Below are 24,260 nucleotides of genomic sequence, written 5' to 3' on the forward strand. Positions count from 1 at the left end.
TGGGCCGGCCCGGCCCCGCCCCGATCCCCGGGCAAGGTCAGCCTTGGACACCGCCGTGGACACCGTGCAGCGCCATCCCCACCGCCGCCTCGGTGATCGCAGCGGGGCTCTCCGCCACACCGAGCTCGATCCGGCGCACCGCGGCATCGACGATGCCCTGAAGCAGCATCGCGGCAAGGCGCGGCTCCGCGTGCCCCATGTGGCCGAGCGCCTCGACGATCATGGCGACGAGCCCTCCGTGGGCAGCACGGATCTTGTCGCGGGCGCCCGCGTCGAGCTCGCTCGCGGAGATGGCGACGACGGCTCGGTGCCGCATGTCCCCGACCAGCGCAAGCTGCGTCCGGACATACGCCTCGACCTTTCCCTCGGGCGTGTCGGCCTGCTTCATCGCGGACTCGACCTCGGCCGCCCACACGGGGAAGTCGACCGCGCAGAGCTCTTCGACGACTGCGGCGCGGGAGCGGAAGTACTCGTAGACGGACGACCTCGCCAGGCCTGTGCGCTCGGCCAGGGCGGGGAAGGTCAGAGCCTCCGTACCGCCCTCGGACAGAAGGGACCGCGCGGCGTCCAGCAGGGCGCTGCGCTGCATCGACCGGTGCTCGGCCACAGAGGCCGCTCGAATCCTTGGCACGCCTCCACTGTACGGACGCCGCCCAGGCCAGGGGAGACAACAGCACGCAGACACCGAAGACGTGGCCTCGGTACGCCTCAGCGGTCTGGTCCAGCGTCACCATCTCAGTCGTCGGACGGATCCCGTGCAGACGGTCCGCGTTCTGCACGGCCCGCGTTCCCCGCACCGTGCCGTCAGCGCCCGAAGCTGGCCAGCTTCGCTCTCAGCTGGAGGACGGACTTCGTGTGGATCTGGCTCACCCGGCTCTCCGTCACGCCGAGCACATTGCCGATCTCGGCCAGAGTGAGGCCCTCGTAGTAGTAGAGGGTCACCACGGTCTTCTCGCGTTCCGGCAGTGTGTTGATGGCTCGCGCGAGGAATCTCCGCAGCTCACGGTCCTCGGCCACCTCCACCGGGTTGTCGGCCGCGGTGTCCTCGAGCGTGTCCATGAGGCTCAGGCGGTCGCCGCCCTCGCCGCCCACGTGCAGCAGCTCCTCCAGGGCCACCACGTTCGCCAGCGACAATTGACTGAAAACCGCGTGCAGTTCCTCCACCGCGATACCCATCTCGGTGGCCACCTCGGTCTCCGACGGCGTCCGCCGCAGCTGCGCCTCGAGCGTGGCGTAGGCCCGCTCGACGTTCCGCGCCTTCTGCCGGACGGACCGCGGAATCCAGTCCAGAGCCCGCAGCTCGTCGATCATGGCGCCGCGGATGCGCGTGATCGCATACGTCTCGAACTTGATCTCGCGGTCGATGTCGAACTTCTCGATCGCGTCGATCAGCCCGAAGACCCCCGACGAGACGAAGTCCGCCTGCTCCACGTTCGGCGGCAGCCCGACGCTGACCCGGCCGGCGACGTACTTCACCAGCGGCGAGTAGTGCAGGATCAGCTGCTCCCGCAACCGCTCGTCGCCCGTCGCCTTGTACGACCTCCACAGCTCGTCGAGCGACGAGGGAGCGGGAGGCCGCACGCTGCCGCGGGCAGCGGTGGGAACTGCCGCCCGGTCAGACCCGGAGGTGTGCTGGGGCATTCGTCGCCTTGTGCCGTTCTGCCGTGAACTGGGGGCCGGGCTGTGCCGGCCCGATTCTCAAGTGACTGTCTGAATCGGAGTCCTGAGCCGGAATCCTCGTGAGCGTAGCGTGACTGGGGTGTCGCGGTGCGCGAAGGCCAAGAGATCCCCCGCACGCAGGAACGTTCCGCTAGGCGTCCCGCAGAGTCACGCCCGTAGCTCTGCGTGACCGCCACGGAAGGCCAACTTCGGTAAAACCCAAGGGCATCCAGTGGACACGGGACAACCAGGGCACGCTCCGTCACAAAAAAGTGTGATTCGGAGAGACCGACACGGCCGCCTGGCGTGTCAACTGCCAGCGATCGCCGTGTCGTTCGACGAACCCCAGTGACCTGAGTTCGTACAACCTGGCGACTGCGTCATCCACGCTCGTGCCCGCGCCCCGGGCGATGTCTCCTACGGCCGCGGCCTGCCGGGCCGGCAGCGCGGACAGCACCCGTGCCGCGTCGGGATCGAGCAGGTCGCGCGGCAGCACCGGTCCGCGCCGCTCTGGAGCCAGCTCACCGATGTCCCCGACGAGCTCGATCACTTCTGCGGCGTCCGTGACGAGGACTGCCTCCCCGCGGAGCAGCTCATGCACCCCGGAAGAGAGTCCGCTGGTGGCGGGACCGGGCACCCCCATGGTCGGGCGGCCCATGCGCTGGGCACTGCGCGCGGTCACGAGCGCACCGCTGCGGTACGCCGCCTCCACGACGACGGTGCCCCGGGTGAGCGCGGCGATCACCCTGTTGCGGAGGATGAATCTGCTGGGCGTCGGATGGTCGCCGGGCGGCAACTCCCCCACGACCAGTCCCTGTTCCGCGATGCGCTCGATCAACTGGGTGTGGCCGCGCGGGTAGGGTCGGTCGACCCCGCTCGCCAGCACCGCGACGGTCGCCCCGCCCGCCCCGAGCGCCCCTCGGTGTGCGGCACCGTCGACTCCGTAGGCGCCGCCGGACACCACGACCCAGCCGCGCTCGGCGAGTCCGGCGCCCAGGCTCCCGGCCATGTGCGCGCCATACGCGGTGCAGGCACGGGCTCCCACGACCGCGACGGAGCGCACCGCCCATATCCGCAGCGAGGCCCGACCTCGCACCCACAGCCCGATCGGCCGTGTGTCGCCCAGGTCGTCCAGCTGCGCCGGCCACTCCACGTCCCCAGGGCAGACGAACCGTGCGCCCGAGTCCCGCGCCACGGCCAGGTCCCGCTCCGGGGACGCGTGGACCGCCCGCGACCGCAGCCCCGCCCAGTGCTTCGGGGACACGCCGGGCAGCGGCTCCCCGCCCCCGACGATGCGCTGCGCCACGCGCACGGCCCCCAACTCCCGCAGCCACCTGCCTCCCGTCTCGTCCCCCGGCTCGATGATCCGGGTCAGGGTGACTCTCGCCAGCCGCTCCTCGTCCGTCACCGCGCCGCAGCCCCCGGTCATCGCGATGCGCCGATCGCCATCGGTACTCCCCGCTGGATCCCGGTGCGCAGCTGCAGTGCCAGGGCCACGTCGCCGGCATCGGGACAGTCGTGTCCGGCCAGGTCCGCGACGGTCCAGGCGACCCTGAGGACTCGGTCGAGGCCGCGGGCTGTCAGCAGTCCGCGCTCGAGATCGCGCTCGGCCTCCGCCATCGCCCCGGGCAGGGCCCGCCACCTGCGGCGCAGCTCGTGCCCGGGCACTTCGCCGTTCGTGCGCCAGGGAGTGCCGGCAAGTCTCGCGGCCGAGCGCTCCCGTGCGGCACACACCCGATCCGCGACGGTGCGGGTCGACTCGCCCCGTGCCTCACCTGCCGTCAGCTCGGAGCGGGTCACGCGCTCGACCTGCACCCTCAGATCGACCCGGTCGAGCAGGGGACCGGAGAGCCGGGCCTGATAGCGGCGGATGACCGAGGGCGGGCAGTCGCACGCGTCCCCCGCCACCGTGTATCTGCCGCAGGGGCAGGGGTTGGCGGCCAGCACCATCAGGAACTTGGCCGGCAGCCGCACCACGCCCGCGCTGCGCGCGATCACCACATGGCCCGATTCCAGCGGCTGCCGCAGGGCATCCAAGGCGTGGCTGCTGAATTCGGGGGCCTCGTCCAGGAAGAGCACGCCGCGATGGGCGAGCGACACGGCGCCGGGACGGGCCACTCCCTGGCCGCCGCCGACCAGTGACTGCATGGTCGCCGAGTGGTGCGGAGCGCAGTACGGCGGGCTGTCCACCATGGGCTTGCCGGGAGGCAGCATGCCGGCGACCGAGTGGACCGCCGTGACCTCCAGGGACTCCTCCTTGCTCAGGCGCGGAAGGATGGCCGACATCCGCTCCGCCAGCATCGTCTTGCCGGCTCCCGGCGGGCCTTGCAGGAAGACGTGGTGCCCGCCCGCGGCGGCAACTTCCATCGCCGTACGCGCCGGCAGCTGTCCGACCACATCCGCGAGATCGTGACCGTGATCCTGATCAACGCTCCCGATGCCGCTCAGCCCCGTCCCCAGGCCCGCTCCGGGCATGCAGAGGCCGGCCAGCAGGGGGTCGGGGCGCCCTTCCTCGTCCGGCTCCTCCTCCGGCACCGGCTCGTCGGTCAGCACCGCGATCAGCTGCCGAAGACTCCGCACGCCCAGGACCGAGACACCGGGCACCAGCATGGCCTCCGCCGCCGTGCACTCCGGGACGACCACCTGTTCGTAGCCCGCGTCGGCCGCCGCCAGCACGGCCGGCAGGACGCCCCGAACCGGCCGGACCCGGCCGTCCAGACCCAGCTCGCCGATCATGACGATGTCGGAGAGCACCCGTGGATCGATCCGTTCAGCGGCCCCCAGGACGGCGCAGGCGACGGCCAGGTCGAAGCCGCTGCCGCCCTTGGGGACCGACGCCGGGCTCAGGCCCACCGTGAGCTTCTTCTGCGGCCACTCCGCGCCGGAGTTGACCACCGCGGCCCGAACCCGGTCCCGGCTCTCGGAGAGGCTCTTGTCGGGCAGGCCCACCAAGGTGAACGCGGCCACGCCCGGCTCCAGATCGGCCTGCACCTCGACGACCACGCCCTCGACGCCGACCAGCGCCACGGAACACGTACGCGCGAACCCCATCAGGCCGCCCCCCGCACATGCTCGACCACCGCGGCGCCACGTCCGGGCAGCACGACCCCGACGAGATCGATGCGCACACCCCCGGGCGGCGCGCCCCCGTGGGCCTGGATCCATCGCTCGGCGAGCCCGCGGAGCCGCTCGGCCTTCACCGGCGTCACGGCCGCCATCGGATGCTCGAAGCACCCTGCTCTGCGAGTCTTCACCTCGCAGACGACCAGAACATCACCGTCCCTGGCCACGATGTCGATCTCGCCTGTCCTGCCGCAGCGCCAGTTGCGCTCCAGGACCGTCATCCCGGCCTCGGACAACCGCCGTGCTGCCAGATCCTCGCCGTACCTGCCGAGTGCGCTCCGTGCGTTCATGTCGGCACCACCTCCGGCGCCAACCGTCACGCATCCGCCGTCATCTATTGGATCTTGGTGGACAACCCAGCGGTTGTGGAAAACTCCGTCACCCGCTCGAGGGACCTTCCTCGGCCGGAACCACAGGCCTCAGCCTCCTCAGCCGCCGGGGAGTTCCAGGTCGCTCTTGTTCAGCTCCTCGATGTTGACGTCCTTGAACGTGAGTACCCGAACCTGCTTGACGAAGCGGGCAGGCCGGTACATGTCCCACACCCAGGCGTCCGCCATGGACACCTCGAAGAACACCTCTCCCTGGACGGAGTGCACCTGCATTTCGTAGTCGTTGGTGAGGTAGAAGCGCCGTTCGGTCTCGATCACGTATTTGAACAGACCGACGACATCGCGGTACTCCCGGTAGAGCTTCAGCTCCATCTCGGTCTCGTACTTCTCGAGGTCCTCGGCGCTCATGGCATGTTCCCCTTCAGCCGTGCAGTCCCCCTATTGTCCACCAGCCACGCGGGCCCCTAGACGATTTCGGTGTCCAGAACCTCGGGCCGGTCAGGAGGACCCTCGTCGAGCAGCCTGCGGAGCAGCCCGGCGAGCTTGGTCGGATACACCGTCTCATGTGCCTCGGTCAGTTCCTGGCACGTCCACCAACGGGCTCCGGCGACGCTGCGCCGCTCCAGCTCCGTGAGCCCGGCCGCCGCGGTCGCCGTCTGCGTCGTACGACCCAGGTAGTACCACTCGTCCTGGTTCCAGCGCTGCCCGGCGAAGGGGAAGGAGCAGGTCCGCCGCCACAGCACCGGCCCTAGCTCGACCTCCGTGATGCCAGTCTCCTCCGCGAGCTCGCGCAGTGCGGCCTGCTCGCGGGTCTCGTCACCCTCCACGCCGCCGCCGGGTGTGAACCACCAGTCGTCCGCCGGATCATCCGGCTCATGACCGTGCAGCAGGAGGATGCGGTCCTGCGGGTCGAGCAGCACGACGCGGGCCACCTTCCGCAACGGCCGCGGCTCCCCGAGCCCGGCCACACCGGACGTGACCAGCCCGTCCGCACCGGTCGTGACCGGCCCGTCCGCCCCGGCAGCCATGGCCGAGCCCGCATCCCGCGCCCCGCCGCCACAGTCCAGGACCGGCTCTCCGAGACCGCCGCGGTCCGTCGGCCCGGCCTCCGGCGCCGCGCTGGCCGACGGCCCGGAGCCGAACGGACCAGAGCCGTACGGACCACCACCGCCCGGGCCACCGCCTTCCGACCCGTCGACGCCAGATCCGGGCCTCACCTCAGCGGACACGCACCGGCTCCCTCCGCCCGGCACCACTGCGGCCACGACCACGCCCGAGCCAAGCGGCCACCGGCCCGTACGCGGCCCCGCCCAGGACGAGCACGGCCCCCGCCACCACCGCGGCGACCATGAGCCGCAGCGGACCGGGCTGGGAGATGCCGCCGGTCAGCGCCTCGAAGCCGGTGGGCCGGGCGAGCATGCCGTCGAGGGGCCAGGCCACGGCGTCGACGCGGGCCGCCACGGCGCTCCGCGGCACGGATCCGTTGCCCGCCTCCTGCAGGTGGGCCGTCGAGTCCAGCGAGCCGCTGCGCTCGTCGCCGAGCAGGAAGAGCCGCCCCTTCGGCACCGTGATGGCCGGAATGCCATTCATTGCCGCCTGGGTGCCCTTGGCGAGATACGGCTCGTCGATCTCCTTGCCGTTGACCGTCAGCTTGCCGTCGGTGCAGCAGGCGATCTTGTCGCCGCCCACCGCCACCACTCTCTTGACCATGGGCAGATCGCCCCAGGACTGCTGGCTGAAGACGACGACGTCACCGCGCCGTACCTGGCCGCCGTCGATGCGCTGCGCCAGCACACGGTCACCGGCGTCGATCGTGGGAGACATCGAGTCGGTCGGCACGGTGTACGGCTGGTACACGATCGCGCCCCAGGCGAACCCTCCGAGGAAGAGCACACAGCCGAGGGCCACGGCCAGCCCCGACAGCACGCTGCCGAGCCTCCCGTGGCCCTCGCCTGTACGACGTGTCCTGCTCATCCCAGTGCTCCCCCAAGTCGGAGACTCGACCTCGCGGCACGGCGTCCGGGCCGCGGAAGATCGGTGATCTGGGACGGCACCCTACCCGGCGGTACCCACGCCAGAAACCCCGGAGTTACCGGACACAACCCGCCTCCGCCGCCACATCACCAGCGGCACGGCGCCCGCGAGACCCAGAGCCGCGGGAGCCGCGCCCAGGGCGGCGCTCAGACCCGGCTGGTCGAAGGTGTCCGGAACCGGCAGCGTGGCCCAGCGGGCGGGCGGCCAGGCGACCACGACGGCACGGCCCACGACGTTGTCCACGGGGACGGCTCCGCCACTGGAGTCGTTCTGGTGGTACCGGGAATCCAGCGAGTTCTGCCGGTGGTCACCCATGACCCAGATTTTGCCCTTGGGTACCGTGATCTTGAACTGGCCGCCCTGGTCGTCCATGCTGCACGGGGTGTTGCTGGGGTAGACGTACGGCTCGTTAAGCGCCTTGCCGTTGACCTTGAGCGGCCCCGTGCCCTCGCACTCGACGGTGTCGCCGCCCACGGCGATGACCCGCTTGATGAGGTCCTTCTCCTCGGCGGACGGCATCAGGCCGATCCAGCTGAGGAACTTCTGCACCGGGTTCGGCGTGACCATCGGCTCGCCCGCCAGCCAGTTGTCCGGGTCGTGGAAGACGACGACCTCGCCGCGCTCCGGCTCCGCACCGAACCACGGGGTCAGCTTGTCGACCAGCACCCGGTCGCCCCGCTGCAGCGTGTTCTGCATGGAGTCCGAGGGGATCGAGAACGCCTGCACCAGGAAGGTCTTGATCAGCAGCGCGAGCACCAGCGCGATGCCGATGAGGAGCGGGAGCTCCTTCCAGAAGGACCGCGGCTTCTTCGGCTGCCTGCCGTGCCGGCCCGAGCCGCCGGGGCGACCGCCGCCCCCGCCCTCGCCGCCGTTCCCACCGTCGCCGTCGCCCGTGCCACCGCTGCCGGTGTCACTCCCGGGGATCACGCCGTCTGCCGCACCCGGACGACCGGGACGCCCTGGCTGATCCTCGGGGCCGTCGTGTCCGGACCGTGCGCCGACCGCCAAATCCCCCACATCCACTCCTCACTCCGTGCCGCAGCCAGCGTCCCGTACGACGCAGGCCCACCACTCCCATAACGAGCGGGAGTTCCGCAGGGCTCGGGAGCGGGATCAATCCGTTGAGATCCGCGGAGGCCAGCCTATGCGACGGCTCGAGCGCGGTGGTCGATCCGCTGCTCGCGTCGGGCACGGACGCGTACGTCTCCGGCTCTTCCAGTGTGCTCCAGTGGCTCACCGGCCACGCGATGACGAGCGCCCGGCCGACCACCTCGTCCTCGGACACGGTTCCGCTGAAGGCCTCGTCGCGGTGGTAGCGGGAGTCGGCGGAGTTCGCACGATGGTCGCCCATCACCCATAGCCGCCCCTGGGGAACCGTCACCTCGAACGGCAGCGTCGACGGCTTGTTGCCCGGGTGGACGTACGGCTCGTTCAGCGGGACACCGTTGACGGTGACCCGCCCTTGCTCGTCGCAGCACTTCACCGTGTCTCCGCCGACCGCGATGACGCGCTTGATCAGGTCCCGCTCGTCCGCGGAGGGCAGCAGGCCGATGAAGGTCAGCCCCTGCTTGATCTGCTTGACCCCCACGGGATCGTCCGCGGGCTGGTTCTGCTCCTGCTCGAGCCACTTCCCGGGGTCCTTGAACACGACGACGTCACCGCGCTCCGGCTTCGCGCCGAACCACGGGGTCAGCTTGTCCACGAGGACCCGGTCGCCGATCTTGATCGTCTGCTCCATGGAGCCCGACGGGATCACGAAGGCCTGCACGAGGAAGGTCTTCAGGACGAGGGCTATCAGCAGGGCGACACCGACGAGGAGAGGGATCTCCTTCAGCGCCGAACGCTGCCGGCGCCGCTTGACCTTGCGTGCCAGCTTGCGGCGTTCGGCACGGCCGGGCAGTACGGGGCCGCTGGTGGGCCGGGACCCGGTGGGCAACCTGGTGTCGGCGCGGTGGCCGGCGCGGGGGCGTCCGCGGCTACCCATGCGCACCGCCGGGGGCGGGCACGCGCGCGTAGTCGTCCGGACGGTGGAGGGACGTCCAGTGGTCGATGGGCCAGCCGATCCAGTCGGCTCTTCCGATCACATCGTCGACGGGGATCATGCCGCCGCCGGGCGACCCGAGGTGGTCGCGGGAGTCCCTGGAGTCGCTGCGGTGGTCGCCGAGCACGAAAAGTCTGCCGTCGGGCACGACGACGTCGAATGTGACCTGCGAGGGGGTGTCTCCCGGATAGAGGTAGGTCTCGTCCACCGACCGGTCGTTCACCTCGATCCTCCCCTGCCTGTCGCAGCAGACCACATGGTCTCCCCCTACGCCCACGACCCGCTTGATGTAGTCGGCGTCGCCGAAGTACCCGGTGCCGTCGAACACCACGACGTCACCGCGGAGCGGCTCAGCACCGAAACGGTACGCCAACTTGTTGACCAGTACGCGGTCCCCGACCCGGAACGCGGGTTCCATGGAGCTGCTCGGAATCTGGAACGGCTGCATCACAAACCGGCTGAACAGCAGCAGAAAGACCAGGCAGAGCAGCACAGTCAGGGTGAGTCGTCCGCCGGGCAGCCACTGCGTGATCCTCCCCGCCGGCGCGGTGGACCCCCGCGAAGTGGGCCCCAACGCAGAGAGCGACCGCTCCCCCGGCCCCTCGGGTTCCGAGATCTCCTCGGAGGAGGGGCGGGAGGAGCGGTCGCGCTCCGTCGGCTGTTCTGCGGTGTCCATCGAGGCCAGATGGTATCCGGCCCCGATGTGACGTCCTATGACGCCTTGTTCGCGGGAGCTCAGCTCTCGCGCTTCTCCTTGATCTTCGCGGCCTTGCCGCGCAGGTCGCGCAGGTAGTACAGCTTGGCGCGACGCACGTCACCGCGGGTGACGAGCTCGATCTTCTCGAAGATCGGGCTGTGCACCGGGAAGGTGCGCTCGACGCCGACGGAGAAGGAGACCTTGCGGACCGTGAAGGTCTCGCGGACGCCGGAGCCCTGGCGACGGATCACAACGCCCTTGAACTGCTGCACACGGGAGCGGTTGCCCTCGATGACGCGCACGTGGACGTTGACGGTGTCACCCGGGCGGAAGGCCGGGATGTCGCTGCGCAGCGACGCGCTGTCGACGGAGTCGAGCAGGTGAGACATGATCGTCTGCTTTCTTCGCTGATGCCACAGGTCATCAACGGGAAGTCGTTACTGGAAGTGAGAGTGCCGTGGTCGTCGGGGCGGGCGTCGTGTCCCCCTGTGGCAGGGGCGCACGCCGGACGACGCACAACAGCGGTCTATTCTTCCACGCCCTCTGGCCTGCGCCAAAATCGCCCGTGCGGCACCCCTTCGGGGTCCGGCTCCCAGCCCAGGATGGAGAGCATTTCACGGTCCTTCTTGTCGAAGGCCGACGGCTCGCAGTGCTCGATCAGGTCGGGCCGGTTGTGCGTCGTACGCCGCAGCGCCTCGTCCCTGCGCCAGCGCGCGATCTTGCCGTGGTGGCCGCTGAGCAGGACGTCCGGGATGCCGCGGCCGCGCCACTGCGGCGGCTTGGTGTAGACGGGCCCCTCGAGGAGGTTGGCCATGGCGCCGGGCGCGAACGAGTCGTCGCGGTGGGACTCGGCGTTGCCGAGCACGCCGGGCAGCAGCCGGGCCACGGCCTCCGTGACGACCAGGACGGCCGCTTCGCCGCCGGCCAGCACGTAGTCGCCGATGGACACCTCGTAGACGGGTATGCGGGTCGCGTACTCGTCGATGACGCGGCGGTCGATGCCCTCGTACCGGGCGGGCGTGAAGATCAGCCAGGGCCGCTCGGAGAGCTCGACGGCGAGCTCCTGGTTGAAGGGGCGCCCGCTCGGCGTGGGGACGACGAGGACGGGTCCGTGGGAGCCCGTCTCGTAGCCGTCGGCGAGGATCTCGTCGAGGGCGTCGCCCCATGGCTCGGTCTTCATGACCATGCCGGGGCCGCCGCCGTACGGGGTGTCGTCGACCGTGTTGTGCCGGTCGTACGTCCACTGCCTGAGGTCGTGCACGCGGACGTCGAGCTGTCCACGCGCGCGTGCCTTGCCGACGAGGGAGACGTTCAGCGGTTCCAGGTATTCGGGGAAGATCGTGACGACGTCGAGCCGCATTACGCCTCTTCCCGGGAGGACGCGATCTCGGCCCCGTCGTCGATCAGGCCGGGCGGCGGGTCGATGACCGCGCGCTGCTCCTCGAGGTCGATCTCGGTGACGATCTCCTCGACGAACGGGACGAAGACCTCGGTGCCGTCGGGGCGTTCCACCACGAACAGGTCCTGCGAGGGCAGGTGCGAGATCTCGGTGATCCGGCCGACCTCCACGCCGTCCTTGGTGACGACATCCAGATCGATCAGCTGGTGGTCGTAGTACTCGTCCTCGCCCTCGGGCAGTTCCTCCGGGTCGACCTCGGCGATCAGGAGCGTGTTCCGCAGTGCCTCGGCGGCGTTTCGGTCGGTCACGCCCTCGAAGCGCAGCAGGAGGCGGCCGCTGTGGACGCGGCCCGTCTCGATGGTCAGCGGTCCGGTGGCGGCCGGGTCGGTGGCCAGGACGGCGCCGGGTGCGAGCCGCAGTTCCGGCTCGTCGGTACGTACCTCGACGGTGACCTCGCCCTTGATGCCGTGGGCGCGGCCGATCCGTGCGACTACCAGCTGCACTGTGCTTGATCTCCTGTCGGAACGACGGGGAGCCGAAGGCGGCTCATACGACTGCGGGCCGGGGACGGCCCAGTGGCCCTCCCCGGCCCGAGCCGGTGCTGCGTTCTGCGTCAGCGGACGTTGTCGACGTCGACCAGGTCGACGCGGACGCCGCGGCCGCCGATGGCGCCCACGACGGTGCGCAGGGCGCGCGCGGTGCGGCCGTTGCGACCGATCACCTTGCCGAGGTCGTCGGGGTGGACCCGGACCTCGAGCACGCGCCCGCGGCGCAGGTTGCGCGAGGCCACCTGCACATCGTCAGGGTTGTCGACGATGCCCTTCACGAGGTGCTCGAGAGCCTCCTCGAGCATGCTCAGGCCTCGGTCGACTCAGACGAAGAAGACTCAGCCGGGGCCTCGTCCTTCTTCTCAGCCTTCTTCTTCTGGGTGATCGCCTCACCCTTGGCCTCGTCCTCGCCGCCCAGGGCGTCGAACGACGGGCGCGTGGCCTTCGGCTCGGCGACGAGCAGCGGCGCCGGGGCGGGCTCGCCCTTGAACTTCTGCCAGTCGCCGGTCTTCTTCAGGATGGCCAGAACGGGCTCGGTCGGCTGCGCGCCGACACCCAGCCAGTACGCCACGCGCTCGGCGTCGACCTCGATGCGCGACGGGTTCTGCACCGGGTGGTACAGACCGATCTCCTCGATGGCCCGGCCGTCACGGCGGGTGCGGGAGTCGGCGACGACGATGCGGTAGTGAGGCGAACGGATCTTGCCCAGACGCTTCAGCTTGATCTTGACTGCCACGGGAGTGGATTCTCCTGGTTTGACGTGGTTGGGCACAACGAGATGCCGCGTGGGGTTGCGGTACCCGATGGCCCGATGGACGCGTCAGCCGGAGGAGAGAGGGGTCCTGTGCGGCTGTCGAGTACAGCTAGCCATTGTGCCATACGCCAAGGACACGGCCGAACCCGGACCGGTGCCGCCGCGAGGGCAGCCCGTATGACCGGTGCCGCCGTCAGGGCAGCCCGCATGGCGCCCCGTCCCGACGCCATACGGGCTCCCGGAGCGGTTCAGCTCGCGACAGCGGCGACCGCTTCGGGGATACGGAAGGGCTTGCCGCAGCCCCCGCAGACGATCGGTGCTTGGGCCAGGACGGACGGGACGACCCGCACATTGCGCCCGCAGTCGCACACCGCCTTGACGCGTACGCCGCCCCCGGAGGAGCCGTGCCGGGCGGCCGGGCCCCGGAAGCTGCGCGCCGTGTCGCCCGCGGTCGCGGCGGAGTGCGCCTTCAGGGCGCGCTGCAGCCGCTCGATCGTGGGGCGGTAGCGTCTCTTCGCCTCGGCGTTGAGCGTGACCAGCGAGAAGCCGCTGCTGGGGTGCGGCTCGTCCGGGTGGTCGAGGCCCATCTCCTCGGCGATCGCGAGGAATCTGCGGTTGTGGTACCGGCCGGCGCGGGAGGTGTCGCGGATTCCTCGCGCGGCGGCGATGCCGTGGACTGCCTCGTGGAGCAGTCGCTCGAAGGAGAGCTCGTGCCCGCAGGCGGACGACGACTCCCCGATCAGTGATTCGGGCTCGGCAAGATCCGGCAGCTCGGGGTGGTGCCGCTGAATGTCGGCCCACGCCTGTGCCAGCTCTGCGGCGAGAACAGGTGGTGTCGTGCTCACGTCGTGAGAACGAGCCGGGGTGCCCCAGTGTTCCTATTCCGGGGCATCCCAAATAATTTGCACGTACCCGTCAGTTGCCGCTGATGCGTCCTGACGAGGGCGGGTGCGCTGATCTACGGAGAAGCCTCACAGCTCACGCCAAGGTGGTACGTAGTGGCGCGTACGCCCCGGCGCGTAGCCGCTGTCATCGCGCCGGGAAACCAGTTGCCGTCCGATGCGCAAGTGACGTTTCAGCCGCTGTTGTACGCCGCTGTGAGGGGCTCAGTATGCCTCCGCCGGGATCGAGACGGTACCGGGGGTGTCGTCCGCTTCCGGCACCGCCCCGTCCTCGGTGACCAGACGGCGTACGGTCCCCCGCGTCATGGCGAGTTCGGCCTTGCCGCCGGGGTGCTGACCAGCGGCAGTCCGGCGGCGCACGGGGGCGTACGACGGTGGCACGCAAGCATTGGCCCGTAACCCCTGGACGCCACGGCGGAAGCGGAGTTTTCTGGCATACGGGGGATGCGGGTGCACTGCCCCGGGGGGGCAGGGGAGCACATCACGGCAGTAACTCTCGGTGGATTGGGGCCACTTAATGACATCTACGCTCGTGCGACACGATCAGCCCCACTCGGAATCGACGTCCCCTCATGACCTGTGTGCACGCACGCGTGACTGGGCGGAGATCCAGGAGCGGATGCTGGTTCCGCTCTACGAAGCGGTGTACGAGCGACTCGAGGTCGGCTCGGGGACCCGGCTCCTCGGCCTCGGTTGCGGATCGGGACTCGCCCTTCTGATGGCGGCGCGGCGGGGAGCGTCGGTCACGGGTGTGGATTCGTCGTCTCCCGAGCAGCTGGACCTCGCCCGGGAGCGGCTGGTGTCCGACGCCGCACCGGGCACGCGCGCGTGGCACGGTGCCCGGCTGATCGACGGAGATCCCGCGGACGCGGCCGTCCCCGCCGGGCCTGCCTACAACCTCGTCACCGCGTTCCAGCCGATCGGCTGCATGGCGGGGGACTCCGAAGGGCTCGGTGAACTGCTGGCGGCCGCTGCTCCGCTCGCCGAGCGCGGCGCCCGTGTCGTGCTCGCGGGATGGGGTCCCCCGGAGCGCTGCAGCACGTCCTCCGTGCTGCGGGTCGCCACCAAGCTCGCAGACCCGCTGCGCAGCACGGGAAGCTGGCGCCCCGCCCGGCGGGACGACCTGGAGGAGGTCGCCCAGCGCGCGGGGCTGAGGCCCGACGGTTCGGGACGGGTGGCCTGCCCGTTCGGATACGCCGACATGGACAGTGCGGTGCGCGGGCTGTTGTCCACCGGACTGTTCGACGCGGCGGCCGAGGCGACGGACCAGGTGCAGGTCGACAAGGAGCTGACGGAAGCACTGCATCCGCATCAGCGGTCGGACGGCACCGTATGGATGCCGAACATCTTCCGGTACCTCATCGCGCGTACGGCCTAACAGGCGACTGCCGCGCGGACGGACGCGTACCAGCAGGCGCGCAGACGGTTCCGCACAGACAGGTACGACAGGTAAGGGGCGTCCACCATGGCGGACGCCCCTTACTGCGTACGGATACTGCCTACTGCCTACGGCTACGCGTACGGACAGGACCTGCTTGCCTCAGCCCATGAACTTCTTGAACTCGTCCGGGAGCTCGAAGTCCTGAGCCCCCTGCTGCCCGGCAGGCAGGCCGAAGGCGCCGCCCTGGGCCGCGGTCTGCTCGCGCCGTGCGGCCGCCTCCTGCTCCTGCTGCTTGCGCTTCATCGGGTTGCCGGAGCGCTGCTTGCCCTTGGCCTTCTTCGCCTGCTTCTTCTGCCGGCCGGGGCCACCACCCATGCCCGGGATCCCGGGCATGCCCGGCATACCGCCGCCCTGGGCCATGCGGGACATCATCTTGCGCGCCTCGAAGAACCGCTCGACCAGGTTCTTGACCGCGCTGACGTCCACGCCCGAACCCTTGGCGATACGGGCGCGCCGCGAGCCGTTGATGATCGCCGGGTCCTGCCGCTCGCCCGGCGTCATGGACTTGATGATCGCGGCGGTACGGTCCACGTCCCGCTCGTCGATGTTGTTGATCTGGTCCTTGATCTGGGCCATGCCGGGCAGCATGCCGAGCAGCTTGCTGATGCTGCCCATCTTCCTGACCTGCTCCATCTGCGCCAGGAAGTCGTCGAGCGTGAAGTCCTTGCCCTTGGCGGACGCCAGCTTGGAGGCCATCTTCTCGGCCTCTTGCTGCGAGAAGGTCTGCTCGGCCTTCTCGATCAGCGTGAGCACGTCGCCCATGCCGAGGATGCGGGACGCCATACGGTCCGGGTGGAACGCGTCGAAGTCGTCCAGCTTCTCGCCGTTGGAGGCGAACATGATCTGGCGGCCGGTGACGTGCGCGATCGAGAGCGCCGCACCACCGCGGGCGTCACCGTCGAGCTTGGAGAGCACCACGCCGTCGAAGCCGACGCCGTCCCGGAAGGCCTCCGCGGTGTTGACCGCGTCCTGACCGATCATGGCGTCGACGATGAACAGGACCTCGTCCGGCGAGACCGCGTCACGGATGTCCGCGGCCTGCTGCATCATCTCCTGGTCGATACCGAGGCGGCCGGCGGTGTCGACGATCACGACGTCGTACTGCTTGGTGCGCGCGTGCTCGATGGAGTCCTTGGCGACCTGGACGGGGTCACCGACGCCGTTGCCCGGCTCCGGGGCGTAGATGCCGACTCCGGCGCGCTCGGCGACGACCGCGAGCTGGTTGACGGCGTTCGGACGCTGCAGGTCACAGGCCACGAGCAGCGGTGTGTGCCCCTGCCCCTTCAGCCAGCGGCCGAGCTTTCCGGCGAGCGTGGTCTTACCGGCACCCTGCAGACCCGCGAGCATGATCACGGTCGGCGGCTGCTTGGCGAACCGCAGACGGCGGGTCTCGCCGCCGAGGATGCCGATCAGCTCCTCGTTGACGATCTTGATGACCTGCTGGGCGGGGTTCAGGGCCTGGGAGACCTCGGCGCCGGCGGCACGCTCCTTGACCTGCTTGATGAAGGAGCGGACGACGGGCAGGGCCACGTCCGCCTCGAGCAGCGCGATACGGATTTCGCGCGCCGTGGCGTCGATATCCGCCTCACTGAGGCGCCCCTTGCCGCGGAGGTTCTTGAAAGTCGCTGCGAGGCGATCGGAAAGAGTATCGAACACGGCGGTCGCGGATCCTCGGGTCGGGTGCGGGAGCAGGTCGCCCTCCAGGGTATCCGCCCCGGCAAGCTGGTCACCCTCGCTTGTCGTCAATATGCGGGTGAGATGGGCGGACATCCCGGGTCAGGCGGTCTGGGACAGGGATACGCCGTGTCGCTCAGGCACATCCGTCACCAAGGCAGGTCCGCCGCCAAGACACGTCCCTGCACGGCGTCACCACCACTGGCGCCGAGCCGCGCCCCGTCACCGCTCACGCCCCAGAGCCAGGCTTGCCCTGACCGAGCAAGCAGGCCCTGGGCGCACCCCGAATGAGGGCCCGCCCACGTCGCCGCACCCGGATGAGGGCCCGCCCACTCCGGGCGAGCCGTCACCTGCGCAGCGTCTCCTCCAGTGCCCTGGCCACCGAAGCGGCCTCCTCCCCCGGCAGCGGTGCCCCCTCGGGCCCCGTGACGTAGAAGGCGTCCACGGCGTTGGAGCCGAGCGTGCTGACGTGCGCGCTGCGCACGCGCACATGGGCCGCCTCCAGAGCGCGCCCGATGCGGTGCAGCAGCCCGGGCGCGTCCTGGGCCCGCACCTCGATCACGGTCGCGAGCCGGGACGCCGCCGGGGCGACCGTGACCTGGGCCGGAGGCGCCACCGTGCCGCGACGCCGCGGGTAGGCGGCGTCGCGTTCGGCGAGGCGGGCCGGGATGTCGAGGGACCCGTCGAGTGCGCGCACCAGGTCGGCGCGCAGGCGGGCGGCCTGTGGCAGCGAGCCGTACTCGGCGGCCACGCGCCAGTCGAGCAACAGCACCGAGTCGTACGGCTCGTTCTTGACCCCGTCGGGCAGGGGCAGCGCCCGGAGCTCGGCGGTACGCACCGTCAGCCGGTGCATGGCGAGCACGCCGGCCACGGCGGGCAGCACTCCAGGCTGGTCGGGCACCGCGATGAGCAGTTCCACGCCGAGTGGCTCCGGGTCGGCGGAGGGCTTCTCGGGGTCGGAGGCGTGGGACGTCTCGAGCTGCGGTTCGGTCTGCGCCCGCAGGGCGAGTACGGGTCCGCCGGTGCGGAACGCCTCGATGGCGAGTCGTTCCTGCTCCGCCGTGGGCGCCGCCGGCTCGGGCTCCTCGGGGGCGTCGCCGGAGAGTACGGCCGAGACGCGTTTGACGAGGTCGGCCACCAGTGAGCCGCGCCATGACGACCAGGCAGCGGGCCCGGTGGCCAGCGCGTCCGCCTCGGTCAGCGCGTGCAGGAGTTCGAGCGTCCCCTGCGAGCCGACCGCCTCGGCGACGGACCGGACCGTCGCCGGATCCTCCAGGTCGCGCCGGGTCGCGGTCTCGATGAGCAGCAGGTGGTGGCGGACCAGGGTGGCGAGTACGGCGACGTCCGCGCGGTCGAAGCCGATCCGCGCGGCCACGTCGCGCGCGATGATCTCGCCGGCCACCGAGTGGTCGCCCGGCCAGCCCTTGCCGATGTCGTGCAGCAGCGCGGCGACCAGCAACAGGTCGGGACGGTGGACACGGCGGGTCAGGGCGGAGGCGCGCACGGCCGTCTCGACCAGGTGACGGTCGACGGTCCAGGTGTGCACGGGGTTGCGCTGCGGGCGGCAGCGCACCCGCTCCCAGTCCGGCAGCAGCCGCGTGATCAGGCCTTCCGCCTCCAGGGCCTCCCAGACCTCGACGGTGGGCCGTCCGGCGCCGAGCAGGGTCACGAGCTGTTCGCGCGCCTCGGCGGGCCAGGGGGTGGGCAGCGGCCGGGCGGCGGCCGCAAGGCGTCGTACCGCGTGCAGGGACATGGGCAGCCCGGCCTGTGCGGCCGCGGCTGCGGCGCGCAGGGGGAGCACGGGGTCGCGTTCGGGGCGCGCGGTCCGGGCAAGCCCGACCTCGCCGTCCTGCTCGACGACGCCCTCGGCGAGCGGCGACCTCTCGGGCGTGGGCTTGCTGCCGCCGCCCAGCATGGCGCGCAGCCGGGGCCGTGCGCCGCGCGACCGCAGCACACGCCCCACCTCACGCCATGTGACGTCGCTTGCATACGAAACGGTGCGTGCGGCCTCGTACACCTGGCGGAGCAACGTGTCGGCGTCCAGCAGGCCGAGTTCCGCGGCGACCTGGTCCTGCTCCTGGAGGGAGAGGCGGTCGGTGGCGCGCCCGGTGGTCAGGTGCAGGGAGTCACGTACGTCGAGGAGGCGGCGGCGGGCGTCGGCGAGCCCTTCGCGCGGGGCGTCGGCGAGCCAGGAGGCGGCGACGGCGCGCAGGGCGGTGGCGTCGCGCAGTCCGCCGCGGGCCTCCTTGAGGTCCGGTTCGAGGAGGTACTGGAGCTCGCCCTGGCGTTCGGCGCGCTCGGCGCACAGTTCCTGGAGTTCGGGGAGGCGCTTGGGCGCCTGGTTGCGCCAGTCGGCGAGGACGGCGGTGCGCAGGCCCGCCGTGAGGCCGAGGTCGCCCGCGATATGGCGCGCGTCGAGCAGTCCCAGCTGGACCTTGAGGTCCTCGCCCGCGGTCTTGCGCGCCTCGCTGGGCGTACGGACGGAGTGGTCGAGGGCGAGGCCCATGTCCCACACGGGGTACCAGATGCGGTCGGCCAGGGTGGCCACCGCACCCGGGTCCGCGTCGCCGTCGTGCAGGAGCAGCAGGTCGAGGTCGCTGCGCGGGGAGAGTTCACCGCGTCCGTAGCCGCCGACGGCGATGAGGGACGCGCCCTTCACCTCCGCCGCCGCGGCGGTGAACAGGCCGCTCAGCCAGTCGTCGGTGAGGTCGGCCAGGGCGGTACGGCGCGGCGGCCCTGACTGCGCCTCCTCCTGGAGGAGTCGCAGCCGGGCCGCCGCGTAGCCGCTGGGTCCCGAGTCTTCCGCTTCCGTCTTCACGTCCACACTCGTCACCCAGCGACTCCTGTTCTTCTTCTCGGTCAGAGCGGTCAGAGCGCGTCGGGTCCGCGCTCGCCCGTCCGCACCCGTACGGCCGTCTCGACCGGGATGCTCCAGACCTTGCCGTCACCGATCTTGCCGGTGCGAGCGGCCTTCACGACGACGTCGATCAGCTGTTCTGCGTCGTCGTCCTCGACCAGCACCTCGATGCGGATCTTCGGGACCAGGTCGACCGTGTACTCGGCACCGCGGTACACCTCGGTGTGCCCGCGCTGACGACCGTAGCCGCTGGCCTCGGTGACCGTCAGCCCGTGGACGCCGAAGGCCTGGAGGGCTTCCTTGATCTCGTCGAGCCGGTGGGGCTTGACGACTGCCGTGATGAGCTTCATGCGTCCACCTTCTTGCTCTCCGCCACGCCCTGGGCCGGGGCGGGTGCCACCGTGCGGGAAGCCGCGCCGCCGCCGGCGCCGCTGAAGTCGTACGCGGTCTCGGCGTGCTCGACCTGGTCGATGCCGGCCACCTCTTCGTCCTCGGAGACCCGCATCCCGATCGTCTTGTCGATGAGGAAGGCAAGGATCGCGGAGGCGATGAGCGAGTACGCGAGGACCACACCGACACCGGCCAGCTGCTTCCACAGCTGGGCGAGGCCGCCGCCGTAGAAGAGACCCGCGACGTCGGACTGGCCGCCGCCCGTGGCGAAGAAGCCGATGAGGATGGAGCCGACCACACCGCCGACGAGGTGGACACCCACGACGTCGAGCGAGTCGTCGTAGCCGAACTTGTACTTGAGGCCGACGGCCATGGCGCAGAGCAGACCGGCGATGGCGCCGATGGCAATGGCACCGAGCGGGGAGCAGGAACCACCGGACGGGGTGATCGCGACCAGACCCGCGACCGCACCGGAGGCGGCACCCAGCGTGGTGAACGCACCGTGGCGGATCTTCTCGTAGATCAGCCAGGCGAGCATCGCGGCGGCGGTGGCGACCTGCGTGTTGACGAACATCAGCGCGCCGACGCCGTCATCGTTGCCCAGCCACGAACCGGCGTTGAATCCGAACCAGCCGAACCACAGCAGACCGGCGCCGAGCATGACGAGCGGCAGGCTGTGCGGACGCATCGGGTCCTTCTTGAAGCCGACGCGCTTGCCGATGACCAGGATCACGCCGAGCGCGGCCGCACCGGCGTTGATGTGGACCGCCGTACCACCGGCGAAGTCGATGACGCCGAGCTCGAAGGCCCAGCCGCCGGCGCCCCAGACCCAGTGCGCGACCGGGAAGTACACGACCGTGGCCCACAGGGCGACGAACAGCGCCCAGGCGGTGAACTTCACGCGGTCGGCCAGCGCACCGCTGATCAGCGCCGGGGTGATGATCGCGAACATCAGCTGGAAGACGGCGAAGACGTAGATCGGAATCGTGTAGCCGTCCCAGAGCTGGGTGAGGCCGATTCCGCTGAGTCCGACGTAGTCGGAGGACCAGCCGATGATTCCGCCGGAGTCGGTGCCGAAGGCGAGGGAGAAGCCGTACAGCACCCACAGGATGGTGACGATGCCCAGGCTGATGAAGCTCATCATCAGCATGTTCAGGGTGCTCTTGACTCGGACCATGCCTCCGTAGAAGAAGGCCAGGCCCGGTGTCATGAGCATCACCAGGGCAGAACAGATAAGCATGAATCCGGTGTTGGCGGCAGACAGCGTTGGAGCGTCTGCCGCAAGCGTGATGGCTGAAGCCATCGGCGTCTCCTCGTCGTAGTACGGCCCCGTGCGGGCGAAGCCTTATCGGGTAGAGGGGTGGGCCGGTTATGCGCCAGAGGTTGTCGCAGCGCCGTTTCGACGGAAGCCACTCGATGTTTCGCGCTAGTGACGAAGCCGATGTGGGTGTTACGGATACATGAACTGCCGGATCTCAGGCCGCCCGATCGTTATCGTGGCGCAACCTTCGAGAAGAGGGACGCAGAACTCGCCCGCTGCGGCAGCAGCCATCGATGGAGAGACCCCCTCGGCCGTGTGAGAAACACCCACGGCATGCGAGAAGCACCTACGGCACCCTGCCGGGCCCACGAGAGGGACGTCGGCGCCCGTGGACGATGCGACTGGTCGCTGCCCCAAGTTCTCGGCTTCGCTCCAGGGGGACCCATCGCGGCGGAGCCGCATTCGTCACAGCTCCCCGCCCCGTCAGGGCACTGCCGAACCGCAGCCGACTTCGCCCGACCTGCTCAGACGGCCTCGGCGGTCTCGGGCAGATGGACGGCGAGCTGCTCGGTCAGATCGACGACCTCGGCGACGTCCCCGAAGTCCCGCACGGCCGTGTCCACGGTCTTGCGGATGCGGGTGTTCACGCGCTCCGAGCGGACCTTCTTGGCGATGGTCATGGCCTTCTCGGCCAGGACAGCGCTCTCCTCCGGCTCCCTGCGCAGCAGGTGGACGGTGGACATGCCGATCAGATTCAGTGCGTACGACCGCTGGTGCTCGGTGTCCTGGCCGAAGAGCTCCACGGCCTTGGCCATGAGGGGTTCGGCGAGGGAGGCGTAGGCAGGGCTGCGGCCTGCCACATAGGCGAGGTCACGGTACGAGTGGGCGTTCTCGGCGTTGAGCTCGGCCTCGGAGAAGAAGCGGATCCAGTCGGGCTCGGGCTCGTCGAACTCGACGGCGTCGGCGAAGGTGTCCTCGGCCATGCGGACGGCTCGCTTGCACTTGCCGGGTTGGCCCATGTTCGCGTAGGCGCGCGCCTCCATCGCATACAGCATCGCCTGGGTGCGCGGTGACGCACAGTCACGACTTCCGTACTGCGCGAGATGGATGAGCTCCAGGGCGTCGTCCGGACGGCCGAGGTGGATCATCTGGCGGCTCATGCTGGAGAGGACGAACGACCCGAAGGGCTTGTCGCCTGCTTCCTTGGCGGCGTGCAGGGCCAGGACGAAGTACTTCTGCGCGGTGGGCTGGAGGCCCACGTCATAGCTCATCCAGCCGGCCAGCTCGGCGAGCTCTGCGGCGACCTTGAACAGCCGCTTGGTGGTCGGCGCCGGCTGGGGCTCCTGCAGCAGATCCGTCACCTCGTGCAACTGGCCGACGACCGCCTTGCGGCGCAGGCCGCCGCCGCACTGGGCGTCCCACTGGCGGAACATGACGGTGGTGGACTCGAGGAGTTCGAGCTCCGGCCCGGAGAGCCGGTTGCCGCGGCGGGCGCCGGACCTCGAAGCCTCGGGCTCGCCGTGCGGCGAGGCGGGTGCGGGCACGAGCCAGCGCTGCAGGGGCTCGATGAGGGCGGGGCCCGCGGACAGGGCCAGCGAGGTCCCGAGGAAGCCGCGCCGCGCCAGCATCAGGTCACTGCGTGAGAACTCGCTGATCAGCGCCACGGTCCCCGGACCCGTCCAGGGCAGGTCCACACCGGACACGGAGGGCGACTGGTGCGCGGCCCGCAGACCCAGGTCCTCGACGGCGACAACACAGCCGAACCGCTCGGAGAAGAGCTCGGAGAGGATGCGCGGGATCGGCTCGCGCGGATTCTCGCCGTCCAGCCAGCGGCGCACCCGCGAGGTGTCGGTGGAGATGTGGTTGGCGCCCAGTTGCCGGGCGCGGCGGTTCACCTGACGCGCCAGCTCGCCCTTCGACCAGCCGCTGCGTACGAACCACGAGTTCAGCAGCTCGTTGGGGCGCTTCTCAGCGTTCGCACCGGGTCCACCGTTGCCGCCCACTGGAATGCCCCCATCCTTCAAGTCACTTGTCTGCGCGGGTGTGCCGCAAGCCCCCAGGATGCCGTGTCTCGCGGTCGCACGTCCGGCGGTTGTCACCCTCCGTACGGAACCGGCTTGCCCTTGGCATACCCACGAGTGCGTACATCCCAGCTCTCGTGTACTCAAAGTAATCCTACGATCACCCCTCCGGCGAGGCCCTTCCAGGAATCGCCACCATTCGCCACCCCTTCGAATGAACTCCAGGGAGGTGACAGACGGTTGACTTGACGCCAGGCGCGCGGAAGCGGTGGAGCGATGCATGCCAGGGCGCAAAGGGCCTGGCGCACCACCCGCTGTGCAGCCGGACGCCGTCATGACCGGAGAGTCGCGGAGGGCGAGAGCAGAGAGTCACGGACGACGGTCTCGTAACCACCGGCCGACCGGACCCGTTGGAGGGGGCATGGGCTTCACAATCGGCAGCAGCCGGGGGATGCGCGAGATCCGGCCCGGCTCACGGCGTCGCGGACGGGCGTCCGAGTGCACCGCGGTGGCGGAGTTCACCGGCCTGTGCGGATGGGACGTCGTCCCCGGGGCGCGCGCGGCCGACGGAACCTGCTCATGCGGCAGGCCCGACTGCCCGGCTCCCGGTGCCCACGCCCTCGACTTCGCTTCCGCCGTCCCGGCGGGGGCCACGCTCGACGAGGTCACGGAGGCCTGGGGCCAGTACCCCGGGGCCGCGATCATGCTGCCGGTGGGGCGCGCCTTCGACGTGATCGAGGTGAGCGAGGCGGCCGGCCGGCGCGCGCTCGTGCGGCTGGAGCGCATGGGGATTCCGGTGGGCCCGGTGACAGCGACGCCGGACGGCCGGGCGCACTTCTTCGTCGCCCCGGGTGCCGCGGCGCAGCTCCCGGCACTTCTCTACCGGATGGGCTGGGACGACGCGGCCCTCGATCTGCACGGTCTTGGCCCCGGTGCCCACATCACGGCACCGCCCTCCGACCGCGGCGGCCTCGGCCCGGTCCGCTGGCTCCGCTCCCCCGCCCTCGACTCGGCCACCGATCCCCCGCAGGCGCGACTGCTGCTCGGGACGCTGGCGTACGTGGCGCATCGCCTGTGCGTCTAGCCGTTTCGCTGGGAGTGCCGCGATTGCAAGTGCCGCGATGTGCCGT

The 24,260-nt window shown here is 70.4% G+C and carries 25 protein-coding genes; 2 read left to right on the forward strand and 23 right to left on the reverse strand.

Annotated elements, in window-relative coordinates; translation table 11 throughout:
• Positions 1–37: 37 nt before the first annotated feature.
• From STSP_RS09115 to STSP_RS39065, 18 genes are all read right to left on the reverse strand, one after another.
• Positions 38–607 (reverse strand): TetR/AcrR family transcriptional regulator, encoded by a 570-nt coding sequence (locus STSP_RS09115; protein WP_067274494.1) that lies wholly within the window; start codon positions 605–607, stop codon positions 38–40.
• A 197-nt stretch (positions 608–804) separates the two neighbouring features.
• Positions 805–1,641 (reverse strand): RNA polymerase sigma factor WhiG, encoded by an 837-nt coding sequence (gene whiG / locus STSP_RS09120; protein WP_067274497.1) that lies wholly within the window; start codon positions 1,639–1,641, stop codon positions 805–807.
• A 280-nt stretch (positions 1,642–1,921) separates the two neighbouring features.
• Complete coding sequence (dprA, locus tag STSP_RS09125; RefSeq protein WP_067274499.1) at positions 1,922–3,088, reverse strand: DNA-processing protein DprA; 1,167 nt, start codon at positions 3,086–3,088, stop codon at positions 1,922–1,924.
• Complete coding sequence (locus STSP_RS09130; RefSeq protein WP_067274503.1) at positions 3,085–4,710, reverse strand: YifB family Mg chelatase-like AAA ATPase; 1,626 nt, start codon at positions 4,708–4,710, stop codon at positions 3,085–3,087. The genes dprA and STSP_RS09130 overlap by 4 nt, the downstream gene beginning before the upstream one ends.
• On the reverse strand, positions 4,710–5,072 hold the full coding sequence (locus tag STSP_RS09135; protein ID WP_067274506.1) for a YraN family protein: 363 nt from the start codon (positions 5,070–5,072) through the stop codon (positions 4,710–4,712). Before STSP_RS09135 ends, STSP_RS09130 begins: the two co-directional genes overlap by 1 nt.
• 138 nt (positions 5,073–5,210) lie before the next feature.
• On the reverse strand, positions 5,211–5,519 hold the full coding sequence (locus STSP_RS09140) for a DUF2469 domain-containing protein (RefSeq protein WP_003965949.1): 309 nt from the start codon (positions 5,517–5,519) through the stop codon (positions 5,211–5,213).
• A gap of 56 nt (positions 5,520–5,575) precedes the next feature.
• Positions 5,576–6,139 carry an NUDIX hydrolase gene (locus STSP_RS09145; RefSeq protein ID WP_078067012.1) on the reverse strand — a complete coding sequence of 188 codons (564 nt, stop codon included), beginning with the start codon at positions 6,137–6,139 and terminating at the stop codon, positions 5,576–5,578.
• 190 nt (positions 6,140–6,329) lie between these two features.
• Positions 6,330–7,085: a signal peptidase I gene (gene lepB, locus STSP_RS09150; protein WP_067274508.1), complete on the reverse strand. Its 756-nt coding sequence runs from the start codon at positions 7,083–7,085 to the stop codon at positions 6,330–6,332.
• An 81-nt stretch (positions 7,086–7,166) separates the two neighbouring features.
• On the reverse strand, positions 7,167–8,162 hold the full coding sequence (lepB, locus tag STSP_RS09155; RefSeq protein WP_078067013.1) for a signal peptidase I: 996 nt from the start codon (positions 8,160–8,162) through the stop codon (positions 7,167–7,169).
• Positions 8,056–9,129: a signal peptidase I gene (lepB, locus tag STSP_RS09160; RefSeq protein WP_067274510.1), complete on the reverse strand. Its 1,074-nt coding sequence runs from the start codon at positions 9,127–9,129 to the stop codon at positions 8,056–8,058. Before lepB (STSP_RS09160) ends, lepB (STSP_RS09155) begins: the two co-directional genes overlap by 107 nt.
• Entirely contained in the window at positions 9,122–9,862 is a 741-nt protein-coding gene (gene lepB / locus STSP_RS09165) for a signal peptidase I (protein WP_067274512.1), read from the reverse strand. Before lepB (STSP_RS09165) ends, lepB (STSP_RS09160) begins: the two co-directional genes overlap by 8 nt.
• Before the next feature lie 59 nt (positions 9,863–9,921).
• Positions 9,922–10,272 carry a 50S ribosomal protein L19 gene (gene rplS, locus STSP_RS09170; RefSeq protein WP_067274515.1) on the reverse strand — a complete coding sequence of 117 codons (351 nt, stop codon included), beginning with the start codon at positions 10,270–10,272 and terminating at the stop codon, positions 9,922–9,924.
• 137 nt (positions 10,273–10,409) lie between these two features.
• Positions 10,410–11,243, reverse strand: a complete 834-nt coding sequence (gene trmD / locus STSP_RS09175) for a tRNA (guanosine(37)-N1)-methyltransferase TrmD (RefSeq protein ID WP_067274518.1) — start codon at positions 11,241–11,243, stop codon at positions 10,410–10,412.
• Positions 11,243–11,785, reverse strand: a complete 543-nt coding sequence (gene rimM / locus STSP_RS09180) for a ribosome maturation factor RimM (protein WP_067274520.1) — start codon at positions 11,783–11,785, stop codon at positions 11,243–11,245. Before rimM ends, trmD begins: the two co-directional genes overlap by 1 nt.
• A 110-nt stretch (positions 11,786–11,895) precedes the next feature.
• Complete coding sequence (locus tag STSP_RS09185) at positions 11,896–12,135, reverse strand: RNA-binding protein (protein WP_029385578.1); 240 nt, start codon at positions 12,133–12,135, stop codon at positions 11,896–11,898.
• A gap of 2 nt (positions 12,136–12,137) precedes the next feature.
• Positions 12,138–12,566 carry a 30S ribosomal protein S16 gene (gene rpsP / locus STSP_RS09190; protein WP_067274523.1) on the reverse strand — a complete coding sequence of 143 codons (429 nt, stop codon included), beginning with the start codon at positions 12,564–12,566 and terminating at the stop codon, positions 12,138–12,140.
• 266 nt (positions 12,567–12,832) lie between these two features.
• Positions 12,833–13,429, reverse strand: coding sequence for a hypothetical protein (locus STSP_RS09195; protein ID WP_067274525.1), 597 nt, complete (start codon positions 13,427–13,429; stop codon positions 12,833–12,835).
• 261 nt (positions 13,430–13,690) lie between these two features.
• The gene (locus tag STSP_RS39065) at positions 13,691–13,867 is read right to left on the reverse strand and encodes a hypothetical protein (RefSeq protein WP_157902800.1); all 177 of its coding nucleotides are present in this window, start codon (positions 13,865–13,867) and stop codon (positions 13,691–13,693) included.
• A gap of 136 nt (positions 13,868–14,003) precedes the next feature.
• Between STSP_RS39065 and STSP_RS09200 the strand changes: the two genes are divergently transcribed.
• Positions 14,004–14,864: a class I SAM-dependent methyltransferase gene (locus STSP_RS09200; protein WP_078067014.1), complete on the forward strand. Its 861-nt coding sequence runs from the start codon at positions 14,004–14,006 to the stop codon at positions 14,862–14,864.
• A gap of 162 nt (positions 14,865–15,026) precedes the next feature.
• On the opposite strand, the gene ffh is transcribed toward STSP_RS09200, so the two are convergent.
• The 5 genes from ffh to nsdA form a co-directional block, all read right to left on the reverse strand.
• On the reverse strand, positions 15,027–16,583 hold the full coding sequence (gene ffh, locus STSP_RS09205; protein ID WP_067274529.1) for a signal recognition particle protein: 1,557 nt from the start codon (positions 16,581–16,583) through the stop codon (positions 15,027–15,029).
• A 364-nt stretch (positions 16,584–16,947) separates the two neighbouring features.
• Positions 16,948–19,434, reverse strand: a complete 2,487-nt coding sequence (locus tag STSP_RS09210) for a [protein-PII] uridylyltransferase (protein WP_067274531.1) — start codon at positions 19,432–19,434, stop codon at positions 16,948–16,950.
• 35 nt (positions 19,435–19,469) lie between these two features.
• Positions 19,470–19,808 (reverse strand): P-II family nitrogen regulator, encoded by a 339-nt coding sequence (locus STSP_RS09215; RefSeq protein ID WP_030231663.1) that lies wholly within the window; start codon positions 19,806–19,808, stop codon positions 19,470–19,472.
• Complete coding sequence (locus tag STSP_RS09220) at positions 19,805–21,151, reverse strand: ammonium transporter (RefSeq protein WP_067274533.1); 1,347 nt, start codon at positions 21,149–21,151, stop codon at positions 19,805–19,807. The genes STSP_RS09215 and STSP_RS09220 overlap by 4 nt, the downstream gene beginning before the upstream one ends.
• A gap of 482 nt (positions 21,152–21,633) precedes the next feature.
• Positions 21,634–23,112, reverse strand: a complete 1,479-nt coding sequence (gene nsdA, locus STSP_RS09225) for a transcriptional repressor NsdA (RefSeq protein WP_067274536.1) — start codon at positions 23,110–23,112, stop codon at positions 21,634–21,636.
• A gap of 439 nt (positions 23,113–23,551) precedes the next feature.
• On the opposite strand from nsdA, the gene STSP_RS09230 reads away from it, so the two are divergent.
• Complete coding sequence (locus STSP_RS09230) at positions 23,552–24,214, forward strand: bifunctional DNA primase/polymerase (RefSeq protein WP_067274540.1); 663 nt, start codon at positions 23,552–23,554, stop codon at positions 24,212–24,214.
• Positions 24,215–24,260: the final 46 nt, after the last annotated feature.

The sequence above is a fragment of the Streptomyces jeddahensis genome (genome assembly GCF_001642995.1).
Lineage (GTDB): Bacteria > Actinomycetota > Actinomycetes > Streptomycetales > Streptomycetaceae > Streptomyces > Streptomyces jeddahensis.